The sequence below is a fragment of the Gilvimarinus xylanilyticus genome (genome assembly GCF_024195295.1).
Classification (GTDB): Bacteria; Pseudomonadota; Gammaproteobacteria; order Pseudomonadales; family Cellvibrionaceae; genus Gilvimarinus; species Gilvimarinus xylanilyticus.
The window spans coordinates 331,570-351,258 of the sequence record NZ_JAMFTH010000003.1; the positions used below are offsets into that span (position 1 = coordinate 331,570).

Genomic DNA, 19,689 nt, shown 5'->3' on the forward strand with positions numbered 1-19,689 from the left:
AAAGTTACTGCGGACGCTTAAATTTTTCTCGCGCACGCTCGACTTTATCGCGTACAGCACATTCGTATACATGATCATTCACCAGGCCCATCGCCTGCATAAACGCAAAAGCGGTGGTGGGGCCGACGAATTTCCAGCCGCGCTTTTTTAGCTCTTTGGCTAGAGCTTTAGACTCTTCGGTAGTGGTCAGCGTTTGCGGTGCAGCGACACCTTTTCGGGCGGGCTCAAAGCGCCAAAAAAAGGCCGCCAGAGAGCCACACTCAGCCACCAACTCTTGCGCCCGGCGAGCATTATTAATAACCGCTTCTATTTTTCCCCGATGTCGAACAATACCCTCATCCGCCAACAGGCGCTCAATATCCCTTTCATCAAATTCCGCGACTTTATTAAAATCAAACCCGGCAAAAGCAAGGCGAAAATTCTCGCGTTTTGCCAAAATGGTGCGCCAGCTTAAACCGGACTGAAAGCTCTCCAGGCACACCTTTTCAAACAGACGAATATCATTGTCTACCGGATAGCCCCATTCGTTATCGTGATAGGGAAAAAACTCATCCACGCTACCACACCAACCGCAGCGAGGCTTGCCGTCCGGACCTTTGACTGTGGTATTCATACTTAATCATCCTATGGTTATTGCGAGATGGTTACTTTACTCCGAGCGATAGCAATTCGCACTCATCGAGGGTTAACCTCCGATTACGGTACAATATTACCCCATCAACAAAACAATCGGGCCTAGCACCTTTAAATGAATAGGCTCAAGAAAAACTCTCTGGAGCACCCATGACCACCGAACAAGACAAGATGCTCGCCGGCGAGCATTACTGGATTAACGACCCCGAACTGACGGAAATACGATTTCAAACCCGCGAGCTAGTGGATCAGTTCAATCTCACCCAACCCCGCGACGCCGGACATAAAAACGCCCTGCAACAGCGTATTTTTGGCGCTGTCGGGGACAATGTGCACATCGAAAAGCCCATGCGCATCGACTACGGCCGCAACACCACCATCGGCAGTAATGTGTTTATCAACTTTAACTTCACACTGTTGGATTGTTGCCCGGTTACGATTGGCGACAATGTCTTTATCGCCCCCAATGTACAAATTTATACCGCCAGCCATCCGATGGATATCGAGCAGCGCAACGCCCATATTGGCTTTGCCGCGCCGGTCACCATCGGCAACAATGTCTGGATCGGTGGTGGCTGTATTATTCTGTCAGGCGTCACCATCGGCGACGGCGCGGTGATTGGTGCTGGCAGTGTCGTTACCCGAGATATTCCGGCCAATGTCACCGCGTTTGGCAACCCCTGCAAGGTGCGCTAATCCATCTTTTGCTCGGTGCCCCGATCTTCTTGCTCGCTATCTTGTTCCGGGCTAAAGCGCTCCTGTACCCAGCGGCGCACGTCTTTGCGCTTGCGCCGCGAGGTTAACTGTTCGGTGTAAATACTGTGGGCCTGTAATGTAGTGGCGTTCCTAGCCTGACGAATGCGAAACTCCCGCCGGGCGCCGATTAAATGCTGACTCGGCCCATGGGTAACGGCAACACATAGTTCTAATTTTCGTCCATCCAGGGCAGCGCGCGCACCGGAGTGATCGCCACCGACTTCGGGATGACAACTGAAAATATCGTTAAAACTGCCCAACACCAGATAGCCACCGGGCTGAATTGGGCCCTCGCGCAAGCCCTCTCCGGCCTGGGAATCTTCGGGAGAGTGGCGTTGGTAATCCGTAATAAAGCAAGAGCGCAAACCATCCTCCGTGTCGAGATACGCGACAATGCTTTGTACATGAATCGGCTCTTTGCTCATATTTACAAATAAGCAGGGCGCTTCGGGGCCGTCGCCCTGGGCCTGGTGGATGATCATAAACGGGCGGTTTGAACGGCGGTAACTAAAATAGAAAAACTGCAAATAAATCAGCCAGATAGCAGTCATAATAAGATTGCTTCCGGCGTTAATCCAACTGGTGTCCAAGGGCTGTTCCTCCGCGTAGCGAACTTTTAACGAGGGCCTAACCATACAAAAATTGATCCACCCACCCCGCTCGGGCAAGCTAACAAAGACTCACGAAAATGCTATAGTGGTCACAATGACAATAACCATTGCAGGACCCGTTATGATCCGATTTCTTGTCCGAGTGTGTATTTCCCTCACCCTATTCGGTGCCCTGGCCGCCCAGGCCGAGGACGGCTACCGTATGTGGCTGCGCTACCAGCCAACCGCTGACACCCAGTTGCGCTCGCAGTACCAGCAGCAATTTACCAATATTGTTCAACCGGGCGACTCGCCCACCTTGCAGCTGGCCGCTCGCGAACTGGCCACAGGTTTGCGCGGCATTACCGGTCAAGAGATAGCCACCCCAGACACACCTACCACCGGCAGCGTTGTTTTCGGCACACCCGAAAGCTCAGCCGTTATCAAATCTCTCGAATTAAACGACCAGCTTAATGCCCTAGGCGATGAGGGGTTTGTGATTGCGCGCCGCGAATATCGTGGCAAACCCATCACCGCTATCGCCGCCAATTCGGATGTGGGGGTGCTCTACGGCAGCTTTCACCTATTGCGCTTACTGCAAACCCAAACTCCCGTTGACCAGCTGGCAACCCAATCGGCCCCTGCGGTCGAGCACCGGGTGGTCAACCACTGGGACAACTTAAACCGAGTGGTCGAGCGCGGCTATGCCGGCTTGTCGCTGTGGGACTGGGGCACTCTGCCCGCCTACAAAGACAATCCGCGCTATAAAGATTACGCGCGCATTAACGCCTCACTCGGCATTAACGGCACCGTCATCAATAACGTCAATGCCGATGCGCGCATCCTGACCGATCAGTTCTTGGAAAAAGCTGCCGCCCTGGCCGATGTATTTCGCCCATACGGCATCAAGCTGTATCTGTCGGTGAAATTTAACTCGCCCATGCTATTAGACGGTTTTGAAACCGCCGATCCTCTGGACCCCAAAGTACAAAAATGGTGGCAGGAAAGAGTCAAAAAAGTTTACGAGTATATTCCCGACTTTGGCGGCTTTTTGGTGAAGGCCAACTCCGAAGGCCAACCCGGCCCGCAAGACTTTAACCGCAATCACGCCGACGGCGCCAATATGCTCGCCGAGGCCCTGGAGCCTTTTGGCGGTGTGGTTTTCTGGCGCGCGTTTGTCTACGCACCCGAACAGGGCGACCGGTTTCGCGAAGCCTACGACGAATTTATGCCTCTGGACGGCAAGTTCAAAGACAATGTCATTGTGCAAATTAAAAATGGGCCCATCGACTTTCAGCCCCGCGAACCTTTCTCGCCGCTGTTTGGCAGTTTAGAAAAAACCAATATCGCACTGGAGCTACAAGTCACTCAGGAATACTTTGGTTTCTCCTATCACTTGGCTTACCAAGGCCCGCTTTTTACCGAAGCGCTGAACGCCGATACCTATGCTAAAGGCGAAGGCACCACCATCGGTAAAATTTTGGCAGGCGATGTGTTTGACTATAAACACACCGGCATGGCGGCGGTTATCAATCCCGGTAACTCACGCAACTGGACCAGCCACCCATTTGTACAAAGCAGCTGGTACGCGTTCGGCCGCCTGGCGTGGGATGTCAATTTAACCTCAAGCGCTATCGGCGAAGAATGGCTGCGACAGACATTTAGCAACGATTCAGATTTTATCCAGCCCATGCAAGAGATTATGGCCATCTCCCGCGAGGCCGGGGTAAACTACCGCATGCCGCTGGGTTTAACCCACCTGTACGCCCAGGGCCACCACTATGGCCCCGCTCCCTGGCACGACAAATCCGGCCGCCCGGACTGGACTGCTTACTACTATCACCAAGCAACCGAAGACGGCATTGGTTTTGATCGCACCCAATCCGGCTCCAATGCTATCGAGCAATACCACGACGAACTAACCAACAAGTTTACCGACCCCGACACCACTCCCGAAGACATTCTGCTGTGGTTCCACCACCTGGGTTGGAACTACCAAATGAATTCCGGCCGCAGCCTGTGGCAAGAGCTGGTACACAAATACGACACAGGTGTCGCTCAAGTTGAGCAGATGCAAAAAACCTGGGAAAGCGTAAAAGATTATGTCGATGCCGAGCGCTACCAGCGCGTTAAAGCGCTACTGCAAGTACAACTGCGCGACGCCAAACACTGGCGCGACGCCTGTATCAGCTACTTCCAAAGCGTAAACGGCTTACCACTGCCCAAAGGCTCACCCGAGCCCGCGCATGATTTGGAGCACTACAAGCGGATGGAGAAAGAATTGTATGTGCCTGACCCTTGGTATCCAGAGCCGAGTGGGCATTAAATGTTTACAGTTTGAAAAATGGGGCCCCAATGGCCCCATTCTCATTTCTTAAACCTCGACACTTGCACGTACTATTGTGACATCGGAGGGTGACTTAACGTCAATTTAATCCAGCGATACCCCAATTCGTGTGCGCGATTATGTACTTAGCGAACCGGGCCGTTGAGCCCGGACGCTTCTAGCAAGCGGGCGGCTGAGTCAGGTTACTTGAGTAAACGCAGGGCAAACGGGCAGCGGAACGGCTCGCCTTTTGAACTTGCAATCGCTCCCATAATGCTGAATATCAAGTTCAGTATCCACAGCAGTGGGAATAACAGGGCGCCGATTAAAATAACGGTTAACGCCATGGCAATGGCATAGCCTATTAACACGGTAATGCCCCAGTTCAGGGCCTCTTGGGATTGGTCTTTAACATAGGCATCATCCGCTTTCACCAAGTACAGGATCAAACCGGGAATAAAACCAAAAAAGATTGACCCAATCCAGACCAGTAGCGCCATATTTTTAGAGTCCTGCGAGGGCTCTGAAAGGGATGTATCCTGTGTATTTTGCGGTGCCTGGGCGGGCTCTTCCTGCTTTCCTGTGGGTGGTGTTTGTTCTTCTGTCATAAATGCTGTCCTTATTCCTTTTACGTTGGCCTAAAGGCGCGAAGAAATCGCTACCTGGGTCAAAGCATCGCAAAGCGGCGAGGGTTAATCAAGTCTGCCCCATTAGCCCCTTTGCTTTTCGGTAATGACCGACTTGTCTATAATCGCAGAAACACTGAACGGAGCCTCCTTATGCAGCGGATCGCACGCCCTCTTCCCTTTGTTTTTTCTGCCCTTTTTTTACCTTTTTGCAGCGCGGCCACCCTGGCGCAGTCGGTAGCGGATGAGCCCCGCGTGGAAGAGGTTTTAATACTCGGCTCGCGCGCGCCGGGACGCACGGCAGGAGACTTACCCGTACCGGTGGATGTGCTAAACCCCGAAACACTCGCCAGTACCGGGCAGACCGAGTTGGGGCGTATGCTGCAGGCGGTGGCGCCGTCGTTTAATTTTTCCAGCTCGTCGGTCAGCGACGGCACCGATGCCCTGCGCCCGGCCACCTTGCGCGGCCTGGGGCCGGATCAGACACTGGTGCTGATTAACGGCAAGCGCCGCCACCAGGCATCGCTGGTGCATATTAATACCTCGGTGGGGCGCGGCACGGCGGGCACGGATATGAACGCCATCCCTGCGGCCGCCATTGGCCGGGTGGAAATTCTGCGCGACGGCGCGGCGGCGCAATACGGCTCGGACGCCATTGCGGGGATTATTAATATTGTGCTCAAAGACGCAAGCGCGGGCGGGCAGGTATCCGGCTCTTACGGGCAAACGGCGGAGGGCGATGGCGAAACCCTGAACCTGGACGCCAATCACGGCTTTGCCCTGGGCGATGACGGTTTTATTAACCTGACCGCCAACTTGCGCGATCGTGGCTATACCAACCGCGCCGATCCGCAGGGGTTATGTTTGTACGGCGGCTGTGTGGACAGCGACGGCAACGGGTACCTGGAACCCAGCGCCGAATTTACCGAGCGCGAAATCAATGGTCCCGCGCGTGACGGCTTTCGCATTGGCGATGCGGACTCGACCCAGTACGCGTTTGCGTTAAATGCCGGGTTAGATTTAGGCCCCGGCGAGCTGTATGGCTTTGCCACCTACTCCAGCCGCGAGAATGCATCCGGTGCGTTTTACCGCAACCCCACGGGCACGAACGGCGTGGACGGGGCATTGTTAAGCGACGGTTTAAACCCGGTGGATGCCGATGGTTTTTTGCCGATTATTGCCTCCCAGATTGACGATGTATCGGCCAGTGTCGGTTACGCGCTGGACTTAACCGCGCGCACGAACCTGGATATCGCCTACACCTACGGCGAAAACACCATTGATTACACCACTGAAAACAGCGGCAACTATTCCTACGCCAACTATTTGCGCTATCAAAACGGCTTAAGTGATAGCGAGGTGCGCGAACAAATGCCCCGCGCCGCCAAGGCCTATGGCTTGGCGCTGGATTTACAAACACTCAACCTTAACCTGACCCACACCGCGGGCGACTTAAACCTGGCTCTGGGTGCCGAGTGGCGCCGCGACGGCTACGCTATTATGGCGGGCGAGCGCTACGCCTGGGATGACTATGACACCGACCCCGACACCGGCGAGGCCCTGTACCCGCAAGATGCCGGCGGCGCAATTCAGGGCTTTAACGGTATTGCCCCGGCCTCGGCCGTGGATGAAAGCCGCCAGGTCATGTCAGTGTTTGTCGATGGCGAATACCAACTGACCGACAACTGGCTGGTCAGCGCCGCCGTGCGCTGGGATGATTACGACGGCTTTGGCGATACCCTCAACTACAAGCTGGCCAGCAACTTCCACCTGACCGAACAATTGAGCCTGCGCGGCGCTTTTAGTACCGGCTTTCGCGCCCCGTCCATGCAACAGCTGTATTTTAATAACATCAGCACACAAATTCGTGACAACGGCGCCGTGACCGTAGGCACCTTTCGCAATGACAGTAATGTAGTGCGCGCCCTGGGTGTGCCCGAGCTGAGCGAAGAACAATCGGAAAACATCAGCCTGGGGCTGGTAGCCCGACTGAGCAGTCAATTGAGCGTTACCGTGGATGTGTACGCTATTGATATTGAAGATCGCATTGCCATCAGCAACCAGTTAACCGCTGAGGATGATCCCGGCGACGGTCTGCTGCAAGCGGCGTTAAACGAGGCCAATGTAGCCGCCGCGCAATTCTTTTTAAACGGCGCCGATACCGAAACCCGGGGCGTTGATGTGGTGGCCACTTACAATGGGTTGAATGTTCTGGGCGGTAACCTGGATATTACCTTCGCCGGCAACTACACCGACACCGAGGTTACCAGCACCTATGTCCCCCAGGGCGGGGCCATCGCCTCGCTGGACCCGAGCGTGGTATTCAGCGAACAGGATATTTCCATTATTGAATCCTGGCAGCCGGAGGATCGACTGGCGCTTACCGGCGATTACCGCCGGGGAGATTTTTCGGCCACCCTCAGCTTTAACCGCTACGGCGAGTACACGGTGGTGGACAGCAGCGCGCAAACCTACAGCGCCGAACTGCTGACCGACCTGCGTCTGGGTTACGACCTTACCGAATCACTGGAGCTGTACTTTACGGGCCACAATATTTTTGATGTCACCCCGGATGAAGTCACCAACACCAGCTCGCGCGGCGGGCTGTTCGAGTCCGCCCCCGGCGCGGAGGATATGGCCAGCGACACCGTATTCCGCTACTCGCGCCGCAGCGCGCCTTTTGGTTTTAACGGCGCGCTTTACTCGGTGGGAATTAGCGTTCGGTTTTAATGCTATTTTGATTACGAATAGCCTAGCTAATCAGTATATTTAACCTTGTAGGTTATATTTCGATCCACATAATTTTCCAGAACCCATGATGGCAAAAGCAAGGATATTTTTAGCTGTGCCATCATAGGATCGCTTATTAGTTCGGCTCCCTAACTGTAAATACGTAATTGTAGGTTCCCTTGTTCCCTCGCTCCAACGACGCAAATGAAAAAGTTAAAAGCCACGCTTCTTCCGGGTATTCGGAATGGGGAGTAGATGTCCAGTAAGTTTGGCCTTGAAAATTCAGAAAAACCGATTGATTAATTGCCGGATCCCAGCATGAAGTTTCCACGATTGAGTACAGTTCTTTCGCGTTAGGCAAACGCCAATCCGTGTAACCTGCATAATCCAACGACTCCGCAGCAACAAGAGCCTGACCCCAAGGAATATAATCTCCCCTCCCAATGCAACTTCCTTCTGAAAAATTTTGGCCCATAGCGCAACGAGACCACATAAGCCCACTCGGGTTGTGGGTCGCTGTTCCATCGCCGTGAAATGTAAAATCGCTGCTAGGTGTACTTTTCACCATGCTGGCATTACATGTTTCTTGCGCTACGGCGTCTATCGCGACGACACTAAATAAAAATGATAGTACTGATTTCAATAATTTATCCACATTACTTCCCCTATTTCGTCATTGACACTAAGTTTTTTCCTGCTTCCTTAGTTTCTATTAGTTTGCCGATCGCACAGCCCGAACGCTCAAAGCATATCCATGATCTTTGTCAAATCTATCAATTAACGGAAATATTTGTTCATAGTAAACACTCCACGCTTGCGCCGGATCGTTTACATTAGTTACTGAGGACCAGTAACGCACAGAACTTGGCGGCAGGTATGGAAAATATTCGCTAGAGAATCGACTCTCATCATCGAAATTAATGATGCCCACTAGCTCCTGGAGAGTAGGAAGCCTCCAATCAGTTGCGCCACAAACGCCCTGGTAATTAAGTTCATCAATATAACTTTTAGTGTCACAACCACTACCTATACATGAACCACCATCTTCAACTCCAGGATTCCCTCCATTTTCACTATTATTCGGGTTATACCAAGTGTAAGTATGGTTTCTATATTGAAGATCAGAATAATTATCTGATTTCACCTCCCACACCAAACCAGTCACATTGTCTTTGACGCAGGACCATTCGGTGGCGGAATCAGGCAGCGGCTTTCCGTTGGCATCTATTTTGGCTAGATCCAACTGATTAGAACCATAATCACCATCTTGACCCGGCAAGCCATCCACTGGGCAAGCCAGCTGATTGGCTGTCTCACTTGCACACCAATCAATACCTGTATCGCTAATCTTTCCGGTAGGCTGGCCTGGGGGCAAACTAGCCAACCCACGCTGTTCAGCGCTAGGGTATCCCTGGGTCATATTGTCAAATGAATAGGCAGTTACAATAAAGTAACGCGCCTCACCATTAGGAATTTCCGTCATAGTCCATGAATTAAGGTCACTGTAATCAGCCCAGCCATCCTCTAAATAAAAAGCATTAGAAGGTGTTAATCCCGATTCACTGGAGTGGTATACATAATACCCCATAGCGCCTTCTACTGGGTCCCAACTAACTGTTATTTCTTCGTCTCCTCCTGCTACCGTTAGATTTTCAGGCGCATCAAGAGGACTTTCACCATAGGTTACATTGACCTCACAGTCTTCTGTTACATTGTCGATGACGTATTCATGATAATTTAAGCTACCACCGCAACCAGTCACCGACTCCACCTGAAATCCCGCATCAAACGCAATATTAAAGGCCACAGAGTCACCCGCCTCTACTATCGCTTCAGCGGGAGAAACCCATCCACCTGTGTTAAGAGAAACACTCACCGTGTAAGTTTGCAGACCTTGGCTCGACGAAGAACCCTGAGATCCGCCAGCACCTGAAGAGACCGAACTATTACTGCCTGTTCCACCTTCACTAGAGCTCACAGAAGAGGAAGATCCCTGAGAACTTGATGAGCTAGATACATTTCCTAAATTCGGCAGGAGAGAACTAGAAACAATACGCTTACTATTCGTTAGACTTCCCTCTATGTATCGCTCCTCTAACAGCAAAATACCATTATCAACGCCTATCCACTCTGCATCCACAGAACCCTCGCTGCCTTCGTCTGGTAATTCAAACTTACAGGCTTCTAACGAATGATCACCCACTTGCAAGGTCTCTATACCTTTAAACGTGCGGATGATTGTTCCCTCTCCAGCGTCACCGTCAACTGATCCTCCTTCGTACGAGTATTGATAGGTGTTGCTATAACTCTCACCCTTATCGAGGTCAAATTTCATTGTTGGGATTTCTGGGTTGTAAGATGCGGAAAACTCGTTCCCTGTCGCCGATAAATCTATGGTGCCGTCTTCTAGCTGCCACCCTGCTAGCGAACTAGTGTCGTAGCCGTAAGTAAGCAGCATTAAATTTTCTTCGTCCACACCATAATAATAGGTCTCGGGGTATTCAAAAATAGTTGCCACCACTGGAACCCCGTTTACCTGAAACTCGTTAGGCTCCTCCAACTGCCGAATTGTGGTCATTTCTTTTCGTGCCGTGGCCGATTTTCCATTAAAGGTCGTCTCACCTAGCACCTCGGCCTCATAATGAACCGTAGATTGTAACTCAAACAAATAATCATTCTGTTCATACGTTACGCTGTATTTTGCGCCTGGCTTGTATAAGTCCGAGTTAAAACAAACATTTGCGTTCTCTACTAACGGCTCTGCTGCTGGAATAGCCGATACGCTTCCATCAGCCAACAACTGAGTAAGATCACTTTGAGTTTCTATAGCCGGGGTAGCAGCAATAGCCGCGGCAATATCATCCAGCACCAAATCCCACTCATCGCCAATAACGAAAGGCGTGGACAACGGCGAGCCAGAAGCCGCGGGGATGTCGTAACCATTATTTTCCAAATGCTGTAGAATTTCTTCGGTTGCTGAAGCCAGGTTTACTGTGGCCTCCTGCCATTCATCGCTCGCAAACCACTGCTCTGGCAACGTTGAACTAGCTGCTGCAATAATCATATCTGTTAGCGGTGTAATATTGGCTGTTTCTCCGGGTTCGAAGATAATCCCATGCAAAGTAACATCGGGGTTTCCACCGCTAACCTGAATTGCACAGGGCAGAGCATCAACGTCTACATACCCGGTGTAGGTACCAATCTCGCTGGTAATAACCAGAGGATCGGCGCCGTCTTCTGCGATAAAACCCGATCCGTCAGCGCAACGAGCTTCAACTTGTGCCTCGGTAATAGCAGCCCCTACTGCCGCAGTACCCGAAACTTTTGTTAAAGTCAGCTCGGTCTCCGGCTCTGGCTCCGGCTCCGGTTCAGGTTCTGGCTCCGGCTCGGGTTCTGGCTCCGGTTCAGGTTCTGGCTCCGGCTCGGGTTCTGGCTCCGGCTCGGGCTCCGGCTCGGGTTCTGGCTCCGGTTCGGGTTCTGGCTCCGGTTCGAGTTCTGGCTCCGGTTCGGGTTCTGGCTCAGGAATAGGATCGGGGTTTTCTACAACTGGAGGCTCCGGATCGGGGTTTCCACCACCACTTCCGCCGCCACAGGCAGATAGCGCCAACATCATGGCGATTACGCTGCAATAAGCATTGCTTTTCATATCTACTCCTAAACACTGGTTTTATTAGGCTTAGAAGTGCTGGTAGGGGGTAGCGCTCTGACAGACTGTCAGTATTTCCTGCGCAAGCCGAGTGGCCAACACTCCTGTGTCGTTTGTGATAGGCATCACACAATGAACGTGGCTTGATTTTATTAGAGTTATGCGCCATTGGGCACTGTCAGATCTGACAGGTTGGGCAAAAACCTAAAGAGAAGTGATTATTTTTTGAGCAACCGCATTGGTCAGCGCCTGCTGGCGGGTTTTGGCGCCCAGCTTTTTCATGGCATTAGTGATATGGAAGTTGACCGTTCGCTCGCTGACGTTAATCAGCTCACCGATCCGCCAGCTGGTTTTTCCCTGAGCAACCCACTTTAAACATTCGCGCTCGCGTTGAGTTAGCGCTACCGCACATTGGGACGGCAGCTGGCGGATGTGTATATGGAAAGCGGTGGCCAAGGCGTAAAGCTCGGTCTTTTCACTTGCGAACACGCGGGGTAGCTCTCGCATATCGGCAAAGCCACTGATGGTTAAACAGGCATAGTCACCCCCAGGCTCGTGGATGGGGATGGCAATACCGTCGCTTATACCTAAAGAGCTGGCCTCGTCGAAGATCTGTTGCTGGGTCCGGGTTAACGGGTAGGTTTTCAGTAGATCCGACCACAGATAAGGCAGTAGGTGATCAAGCTCTTTATCGGTCAGCGGGTCTATTTTTTCGTAATCTCGGCTGACATAGTATGACACCCACTCGGCGGGATAGTTAGTAAGAAGGTTCTGCGTGCCCTGACTATGCTCTACATAGGCCCAATAGTTAAAGCCAAGCTTATTAAGCTGCCTCTCTAGCAAGTCACATAACTGCTGGCGATTTTGCGCGCTTCTTGCGCTCGGTAAAAATGTTGCTAACACATCCATAGTGTAAGTCTTCTTATCTAAACAGCTGTATGAGCGAGGCAACCGCTCCGGGAGCCGTATTGCCTACCCCGACAAGATTGTGGCATTCAACATAAGGTATGATACGGCACAATTTACCACAAACGGAGCCTGTATTTGAGCTTTGTAAAACGCATATTCAGCCTGTTGGCGCGGCTGGCTGCCCGCTATCCGGGCTTGCTGGCTTTGGTGGGCTTTGTATCCGGCGTGGCCAGCTTTTTTCTGGTCGAGCGCGAGCAAGATAAGTTTGCTCAGCTGGTCTCCCTACTAATGGTAGGCGGCTGGTTTTTGCTGATGCTGGAAAACCTGCTAAAGCGTGGTGTTAGCCATTGGTTTGGGGCCGAGCTGCCCGACCCGGTGGTGCGCTTTGCCACCCAAATGGTGCACCAGGAAAGCCTGTTTTTCGTCATCCCGTTCTTTTTTATTACCACCGCCTGGAACAGCGGGCAACTGGTGTTCACCGGCCTGCTAATGGCAATGGCCGCCATTTCGGTCATCGACCCTATTTATTATAAGTGGTTGGCCCCCAGACGCTGGCTGTACTTTTTTTACCACGGTTTCACCCTGTTTGCGGTCTTGCTGACGGCACTGCCCATCTTGCTGCATATTCCCACCGCCGAGGCCTATCGCTGGTCGTTAGGCATTGCCACGGTATTGTCGTTTTTAAATATGGTGCGCGATTTATCCTTTGCCTGGTGGCGGCGCGCCGCGCTGGCTTTGGGGTTGGTAGCGGCTGCCGCCGCAGTGGGGGTCTTGGCACGTCCATGGGTGCCGCCCGCCAATTTGTGGTTAACCCAGGTAGCCATTACCCCCAGTATTAATAACCGCGAAAAGGCGCCTGAAAAGAGACTAAAGGCGCTAGGCAGCGCGCAATTGGAAGACGGGCTTTACGCCTATACCGCTATTCATGCCCCGCGTGGACTGCGCGAGCGCATTTATCATGTGTGGCGCTTAAACGGTAAAACCGTGGATAAAATTCCGCTGGACATCAATGGCGGGCGCGAAGCGGGCTACCGGGCGTGGAGCCATAAACTTAACTTTCCGCCCTACCCACAGGGCAACTGGCGAATTGACGTGGTGACCGAGGCCAATCAAGTGATTGGCGTGCTGCGCTTTAGCGTAAGCGATAACCCCCAGGCGAGCGAAGAAGCCCAAGAAAAAACCCTGCCAGAAAAAGTGATTACCTCACCCGCCGAGCTGATACGCGACCCGATTGTCGACACGCTAACAGAAGAAGGGCAGGCGCTTTTGGATAATGTGCTGAAAGAAAAACCTGCGGGCGAAACAGATTAATAAGCGGTGCTCACAAGGCTTACCCCGACACCTTGGGAGACTCCCGGTCGCCCGCTGAATGATCAACCCGTGACGACCCTGTAAGCCGGTTCCACCAATCCCGCACGGGGTTGGACGACAGGGGAACCAGTTCGCGCGTGGGCACGCCCGAAACAGCATACATACAATGCTCGAAAAAAGGCGTATTTAACTGCTGGTTAATCTCGGAGGTATGAACAAAGTTGGGGATGGCATTAATCTCAATAAAGACTATTGATCCGTCTTCGCGGCGTAAGAAATCAATGCCCAAAAGCAGGTAGCGCCGCTCGGACGAGGCGGCGATAGCCGGTTCGAGTACCGGTAACAGCTTGAGATTGGCTTTAAGCAAGTGGGAAAACACCTGCGAGTAATCAGGCCCTTGACGCAGACAGTGCATTTTTATTTCCGAGCCCGCCTGCTCGTAACCGCGATGATCCACCTGCACACTGTAATCGCAGCTTTGGGGGTCGTAGGGCTTGCCGTGCACCATGTAAAAGCCGTCGCGATAGAGAAACACCTTGCCATTCCACACCAGCAAATAGCAACGCCCGGTGTACTTGCGCCCATTCATTAAATGCAAGTGCTGTTCACCCTTTTGCAGAAAAGCAAACTGCGGCATTTCCAGGCTCGCCAGCTGCTCGTGCGAAACCACTTGAATATCGCGACCTCCGGAAAGGTGGTTGGGTTTTACGAACCAAATATCCCCTGGCCGGGATTGCGCCTGGGCCTCAGCGATAGAAAAGCAGCTGGGCGGGAAAAGGTCGGACACACCTTTCTCGATTGCCGATTTTGCGACCCGGGATTTATTTTCTAACTGGTTATACACCTCCGCTTCGATTAGCTTAATCGCATCGGATCGTTCATCGGGGTTGTCACCATAAAAGCGGCACCAGTAACTAAACACCTGATTATTATTAGCTACGTGGGTATTTTGATTGGCACGGCGCCCGGCTTCGGCAAAGAGTTTGCTCGCTCGATTGGCTTGAATGTACATAGTATTCGACTCCGTAGATTAATCGTAAAAATTCGCTTCCCTGCTGCGCAGCCTAATCAGGTAAAACCATTGCAATGTTACTTGCGCAACTTCTGCCTAAGAATGCTCAATCCCCTCTGGCGAAGCAGATTAATAGGCGGCGGTCGCAGAGCTTCTGGGGCCTGTTCACACTAATTAGATGCAGCCTGTTGCGACTAAAAATTCGCCAATTAAGGCGCGAGGAGAGTGGTTTGGTCACTCCAAATGAACGACGAGCAAAGCTTGCCGCATCCTGCTCTCGCGCCTCACCTGCGTCCATGCAGGCGACGCAGAGTGGCGGGTTTTTAGCCGCAACCCGAATACTTACATGGAAGTAAGGTATTAGAGCAATGCAGGAGCAATTGCCGAGGGCTGGAGCCAGTTTTGTCCCCAGCGTTGTTGCCGATCGCTTATTTGGAGTAACCACTAAAACGCCGGGAGCGTTTTTGCGCTTTTGCCCCGGAGGGGTGAAGCATAAGGATATGCTGAACAAACTTCGCTCACGGCGCCTAGCTGGAAACACCACTTGTCTGCAAAATAGGGGCTTCCAGCAGGCGCATTTAATTAGTGTGAACAGGCCCTAGTGAATACGACCACCTACCGAAATACTGCCGGTAAGGTGCGGCCCGCTACCCCAACCCGATTGAATTCCCACATTGCCGTACACCTGCGGATCACAGCCCGACAGACAAAGCGCGCCCGCTATTAACGCGGTACCGAAAACGACTCGTTTAATCAGTTTCATGGTTTACTCCTTGTTGTCCACAGGCCAGGTTTGCAAAGCGATACCGGCGCCCGAGGGCCCGGCAATTAAAGCGGCTAGCCCCCCGGCTTCGCGCGCCTCAATCGGCAGTAAAACACGTCCGCCCAAGCCCTCTACCTGCGCGACTATCGCCTCAAGGGACTGGGCATTGGCCACTCGAATATAGGTAATCCAGTTAGAGCCTATGCCCTCGACCGGCTTTTTCAAAATACCGGCGCGCGGCTTTTGCTGCGCTTTAAGCAAGGTGTAATCAACACTCTCGCGCAGAGACTTCTGCTCTACCTGGTAAGGCATAACGGCGGCGTAGAATTCGCGGGCAGCGGGCACCTCGGTGGTCCACAACTCGTTCCACAAGAATCCACCCGGCGCTGCGGGACCCGCGTCGGCAGGATCGCCCTCTGGGGTTTGCAGCATGGCAAAAAGCGCGCCCTGCCCATCCTGGGCTACGGCCATACGACCGCGCTGACGCAAATCAAAAATCGGCCCTAAACGCTCGCCCCCGTTGGCGTCCACCGCCGCCGCGCTTTGGTCAATATCGGCACTGGCGAATACCGGCACCCACTGAGAGGCATTGCCCTTCACATTCAGGTCGGCCTGATCCACCATGCCACCGATCAGCTCGCCATTGTGGCGGATTAAATAATAGCGGGAGGTACTGAAAAAACCGGTGTTCAGGGTGAGCTTTTCAAACTGCCAGCCGAACAGGGTTTGATAAAAGGTTTGGCTGGCTTCGGGCTGGGCACTGATTAGATCGTGCCAAATGATTTTGCCCGGCAGCCGTGTGTCGGCCGAATCGACCACCGCGGGCAAGTCTACCTGGGTTTGCGCACAACTGGTCAACAAAGCCAGCGACACTATCCATAATCCTAAACGCTTCATAGTACCTCCAATGTGTAAGCCTGTGTTCCGATAATAGCAACCTTAACGGGATTTGTCGTTGGGCCAGGTTTGTGTCGCAAATCCTTCATAAAAGCGTTGTTGTTTAGCCGCTATTACCGCAAAATGGCGCATCTTTACTAACCGAAGACCGCGCTATGCAATCCATTCTATACGTCAGCAAAGCCACCCAAACGTTTGATGAGCAAGCGTTACGGGATCTGCTGCAACAGGCCGAGGAGCGCAACAGAACTCTGGGCATCACCGGATACTTGTATTTTAAGTCGCCCTACTTCTTTCAATATATTGAAAGCGAAGATAATGCGGTGGAAACCCTGATGGACAGCATTGCGGCCGACACGCGGCATTCAATTATTAATCAGTTGCACGACACTTTCTCGGGCGAACGCCGCTTTCCCGACTGGAGTATGCGCGCCATCAGCGAAGGGACGGTGCGCAAGCTGAACCTGGAGCAGATCATTATCGACGATGTGGTCTCCATGAACGGTGTCTACCGCAACGAAGAGCGCTGGAAGGCCACAGTAACCAAAGTGGTAACTACCTTGGCGCGCAACCGACAGAGCATGGCCAAACGCTAATCGGCCAAACTGACAAAACCCGGCTGGCTAGCCACGGCAACCAGCCAGCGACAAATGCCCGGAAAGCCCTTCAAATCAAACCCGCCCTCATGGGCAACATGGGTGTAGGCGTAAAGCGTAATATCAGCGATGCTGTACTGCTCACCCACAAAATAATCCCGCTCGGCCAGGTGTCGCTCCATGACCTCCAGCGCCTGATATCCAGCCTGGCGCTTAGTGTTGATTGTCTGGATGAGTTCACTCGTGTCAATGTTGGCAAGACTCTGCCAATACCGCAGCGTGGCAATATTGGGCTCGTGGGAATACTGCTCAAAGAGCATCCACTGTAGAACTTGTGCTTGACTGAAAGAATCGTCCGGCAAAAGATGAGTCTGTTGCGCCAGATACCAAAGTGCGGCATTGGACTCGGGCAGGTAGCGATCACCAACCTGCAGTACCGGCACCCGACCATTGGGGTTAATGGCTAAAAACTCAGGGGTACGCGATTCGCCTTTAAGAATATTAATCTCTTTGATGCGAAAGCTCACGCCCAATTGACGCATAGCCAACCGCAGCTTGTAGCAATTACCGGATGGGTGAAACTGAAAGAGCGTATGCATATCGATTCCCTCCTTTGGAACCGACATCATACGCTCTGCCCTTCAGCGCGTTAAGCGCTTAATATCATCTTTAATCGCCTCGGCCACCAGGGTGTAGCCATACTCTTCCGGGTGGAGTAAATCGGGCATTACTTTTTCACTCAATACGCCATCTTCGGTCAGAAAGACGCTGTTAATATCTTTAAAAAAGACCCGTTCGCCGTCGGCAAAATTGCGAATGCGCGCATTCACCAACGCGTTGTTTTGGCGCAACACATCGTCGGCGGTCGCGCCGCGCGGGTAGATGGCCAGAAGCAACACTTTACTGTCGGGAATGCGCTGTTCCAGCTCATTTAGAATATGCTTAATGCCTTCGGCAATACGCGCCGGATCGTCCTGGCGATGCCCGGTATTATTGGTACCGATCATCAACACGACCAGCTTAGGGGCTGTCTCGTCCACTTCGCCGTGCTGCAAACGCCAGAGTACATTTTCAGTTCTGTCGCCGCCGTAACCCAAATTCAAGGTGCGATAATCGCCAAAGTACTTCTCGAAAACTTCGGCACCGGCTTTCTCCCACCCTTCGGTAATCGAGTCCCCCAAAAAAATCACCTGGGGGTCATTTTTCTGCGCTTGCTTTAATTTTTCCTTATGCCGAGGCATCCACCAGCTTTGCGCCCAGTGCTCGTTCAAGGGCGCCGGGGTAATGGCCACAGTTTTAGGATCTGGACAGGTTAAGGTAACACCATCGACCGAGTCGATATCTTGCTGCCAGCTCACCGATTTAAACTCCACCGCACCATTGCCACCACTGCTTAACCGCAAAGGCGTGCTGATATATCTGGCCGTTTCCCCCTCACGCATTAAACACTGGGCGGGCAACTTAACGGTTTTAAGGCCCTCACCTGCAAGCTTTGCCATCTGGTGGGTCACTGTGACTTTGCGCTCACAGCCATTTCCACAGGCATAGGCAATATCAAAACCCGCGTTATCGAATTTGCTTAAATCCAGCTCTACCACGACACCGCCATTGGCGCGGAAGCGTTCCAGGTTTACCGGCTCGGAACGGTCAAAGTTAAGCGCCGCCCACCAGGCATTTTTCCACTGCATTTTGATCGTCTGATCGTCGTTACGCGTTAACACCAAAGGTCGCTCATTACCCAGAGTTAACTCGGATTCGCTCCAAACTTGGCGCTCCGCGTGATTTTGCGCGACCAGCGTCGTCTGCTGTGAAGGCCACAGCGTGAGAACCCTGGCTTCGTTATCTGCCTGGACAGTCGACCCGGCCAAAGTGCAAAGAGCGATTCCCCAACGGATCAGCGATTTTGTCATTTTCGTTTCCTTATGGACTGGGAAGAATTTTTTGCGACTGCTCACCCAGGCCTTCAATACCCAGCTCAACCTTGTCACCAACGTTTAAATACACGGGCGGTTTTTGCCCCAGACCAACACCCGGCGGCGTACCGGTGGAAATAATATCCCCCGGCTGTAAGCTCATATACTGGCTTAAAAAGGACACCAGCTGGGCGGGGCCAAACACCATATTTTTGGTATTGGAGTTTTGGTAGGTTTTACCATTAACCGTCAGCCAAATATTTAAATTGAGCGGATCTTTCACCGCGTCGCGGGTAACCAGGTAGGGGCCGATGGGACCAAAAGTATCGCAGCCTTTACCCAAATCCCACTGACCGCTGCGCTCTAACTGAAAGCCGCGCTCGGACACATCGTGTACAACACAGTAACCGGCAATATAGTCTTCAGCATCGGCTTCGCTGACGTACTTAGCTTCGCGGCCGATCACAATGCCCATCTCTACTTCCCAGTCCAGCTTTTCTGAACCGCGCGGCTTAATAATGCCGTCGTCCGGTCCGGTAATGGCACTGGTGGCTTTGGTAAACACCACCGGCTCTGTGGGAACAGGGGCACCGGTTTCTTCGCAGTGATCCACATAGTTTAAGCCAATGCAGATAAACTTACCCACGCTTCCCACGCAGGGTCCAAAGCGCTGGGCATTACTGACTACCGGCAAGGATTCAATATCGAAGGCGGCAATTTTAGCCAAACTTTCGGCCGATAAACTATCGCCGTTAATGTCATCCACGACCGACGACAAGTCGCGAATTTGTTGCTGTGAGTCAAGCAATCCGGGACGCTCTTTACCCGGCTCTCCAAAGCGCAATAATTTCATAATCTAATCCGTAAATCGTTGTCTGTTTTCAAACCAAAAAAACGCACAATACGTTCAGCGTTCAGCGTTCAGCGTTCAGCGTTCAGCGTTCAGCGTTCAGCGTTCAGCGTTCAGCGTTCAGCGTTCAG

General features: G+C 52.5%; 17 protein-coding genes. 5 read left to right on the forward strand and 12 right to left on the reverse strand.

What is annotated here, in order from left to right:
* Positions 1-4: 4 nt before the first annotated feature.
* Positions 5-613: a DNA-3-methyladenine glycosylase I gene (locus tag M6D89_RS12030; RefSeq protein ID WP_253968318.1), complete on the reverse strand. Its 609-nt coding sequence runs from the start codon at positions 611-613 to the stop codon at positions 5-7.
* 170 nt (positions 614-783) lie between these two features.
* Between M6D89_RS12030 and M6D89_RS12035 the strand changes: the two genes are divergently transcribed.
* Entirely contained in the window at positions 784-1,329 is a 546-nt protein-coding gene (locus tag M6D89_RS12035) for a sugar O-acetyltransferase (protein ID WP_253968319.1), read from the forward strand.
* Here M6D89_RS12035 and M6D89_RS12040 read toward each other — a convergent pair.
* Positions 1,326-1,940: a hypothetical protein gene (locus M6D89_RS12040; protein ID WP_253968320.1), complete on the reverse strand. Its 615-nt coding sequence runs from the start codon at positions 1,938-1,940 to the stop codon at positions 1,326-1,328. The two genes, M6D89_RS12035 and M6D89_RS12040, sit on opposite strands and share 4 nt — an antisense overlap.
* 181 nt (positions 1,941-2,121) lie before the next feature.
* Between M6D89_RS12040 and M6D89_RS12045 the strand changes: the two genes are divergently transcribed.
* Positions 2,122-4,305, forward strand: coding sequence for an alpha-glucuronidase family glycosyl hydrolase (locus tag M6D89_RS12045; protein WP_253968321.1), 2,184 nt, complete (start codon positions 2,122-2,124; stop codon positions 4,303-4,305).
* Positions 4,306-4,508: 203 nt separating this feature from the next.
* Here the strand turns inward: M6D89_RS12045 and M6D89_RS12050 are convergent, their stop codons facing one another.
* The gene (locus tag M6D89_RS12050) at positions 4,509-4,913 is read right to left on the reverse strand and encodes a DUF4870 domain-containing protein (protein WP_253968322.1); all 405 of its coding nucleotides are present in this window, start codon (positions 4,911-4,913) and stop codon (positions 4,509-4,511) included.
* Between the two features lie 171 nt (positions 4,914-5,084).
* Between M6D89_RS12050 and M6D89_RS12055 the strand changes: the two genes are divergently transcribed.
* Positions 5,085-7,661, forward strand: a complete 2,577-nt coding sequence (locus tag M6D89_RS12055) for a TonB-dependent receptor plug domain-containing protein (RefSeq protein ID WP_253968323.1) — start codon at positions 5,085-5,087, stop codon at positions 7,659-7,661.
* A gap of 136 nt (positions 7,662-7,797) precedes the next feature.
* Here the strand turns inward: M6D89_RS12055 and M6D89_RS12060 are convergent, their stop codons facing one another.
* The 3 genes from M6D89_RS12060 to M6D89_RS12070 all read right to left on the reverse strand — a co-directional run bounded on the left by M6D89_RS12060 (position 7,798) and on the right by M6D89_RS12070 (position 12,216).
* Positions 7,798-8,316, reverse strand: coding sequence for an Lcl C-terminal domain-containing protein (locus tag M6D89_RS12060; RefSeq protein ID WP_253968324.1), 519 nt, complete (start codon positions 8,314-8,316; stop codon positions 7,798-7,800).
* A 57-nt stretch (positions 8,317-8,373) separates the two neighbouring features.
* Entirely contained in the window at positions 8,374-11,307 is a 2,934-nt protein-coding gene (locus tag M6D89_RS12065) for an Lcl domain-containing protein (RefSeq protein WP_253968325.1), read from the reverse strand.
* 204 nt (positions 11,308-11,511) lie between these two features.
* Complete coding sequence (locus M6D89_RS12070; RefSeq protein ID WP_253968326.1) at positions 11,512-12,216, reverse strand: LuxR family transcriptional regulator; 705 nt, start codon at positions 12,214-12,216, stop codon at positions 11,512-11,514.
* 135 nt (positions 12,217-12,351) lie between these two features.
* Here M6D89_RS12070 and M6D89_RS12075 point away from each other — a divergent pair, with 135 nt between their 5' ends.
* A complete protein-coding gene (locus M6D89_RS12075) occupies positions 12,352-13,527 on the forward strand; it encodes a DUF5924 family protein (protein ID WP_253968327.1) in 1,176 nt (391 codons plus the stop codon).
* A gap of 19 nt (positions 13,528-13,546) precedes the next feature.
* On the opposite strand, the gene M6D89_RS12080 is transcribed toward M6D89_RS12075, so the two are convergent.
* The 3 genes from M6D89_RS12080 to M6D89_RS12090 all read right to left on the reverse strand — a co-directional run bounded on the left by M6D89_RS12080 (position 13,547) and on the right by M6D89_RS12090 (position 16,199).
* Positions 13,547-14,539 carry a tubulin--tyrosine ligase family protein gene (locus M6D89_RS12080; RefSeq protein WP_253968328.1) on the reverse strand — a complete coding sequence of 331 codons (993 nt, stop codon included), beginning with the start codon at positions 14,537-14,539 and terminating at the stop codon, positions 13,547-13,549.
* A 598-nt stretch (positions 14,540-15,137) separates the two neighbouring features.
* Positions 15,138-15,302 carry a hypothetical protein gene (locus M6D89_RS12085; RefSeq protein WP_253968329.1) on the reverse strand — a complete coding sequence of 55 codons (165 nt, stop codon included), beginning with the start codon at positions 15,300-15,302 and terminating at the stop codon, positions 15,138-15,140.
* Between the two features lie 3 nt (positions 15,303-15,305).
* Positions 15,306-16,199 (reverse strand): VOC family protein, encoded by an 894-nt coding sequence (locus M6D89_RS12090; protein WP_253968330.1) that lies wholly within the window; start codon positions 16,197-16,199, stop codon positions 15,306-15,308.
* Between the two features lie 155 nt (positions 16,200-16,354).
* Here M6D89_RS12090 and M6D89_RS12095 point away from each other — a divergent pair, with 155 nt between their 5' ends.
* Positions 16,355-16,795, forward strand: coding sequence for a BLUF domain-containing protein (locus M6D89_RS12095; RefSeq protein WP_253968331.1), 441 nt, complete (start codon positions 16,355-16,357; stop codon positions 16,793-16,795).
* Here the strand turns inward: M6D89_RS12095 and M6D89_RS12100 are convergent.
* The 3 genes from M6D89_RS12100 to M6D89_RS12110 are packed head-to-tail and all read right to left on the reverse strand — an operon-like array spanning position 16,792 to position 19,561.
* Entirely contained in the window at positions 16,792-17,394 is a 603-nt protein-coding gene (locus M6D89_RS12100; protein WP_253968332.1) for a glutathione S-transferase family protein, read from the reverse strand. The genes M6D89_RS12095 and M6D89_RS12100 overlap by 4 nt on opposite strands.
* 42 nt (positions 17,395-17,436) lie before the next feature.
* Positions 17,437-18,705: a GDSL-type esterase/lipase family protein gene (locus M6D89_RS12105; RefSeq protein WP_253968333.1), complete on the reverse strand. Its 1,269-nt coding sequence runs from the start codon at positions 18,703-18,705 to the stop codon at positions 17,437-17,439.
* Positions 18,706-18,715: 10 nt separating this feature from the next.
* Positions 18,716-19,561, reverse strand: a complete 846-nt coding sequence (locus tag M6D89_RS12110) for a fumarylacetoacetate hydrolase family protein (protein ID WP_253968334.1) — start codon at positions 19,559-19,561, stop codon at positions 18,716-18,718.
* Between the last annotated feature and the right edge of the window lie 128 nt (positions 19,562-19,689).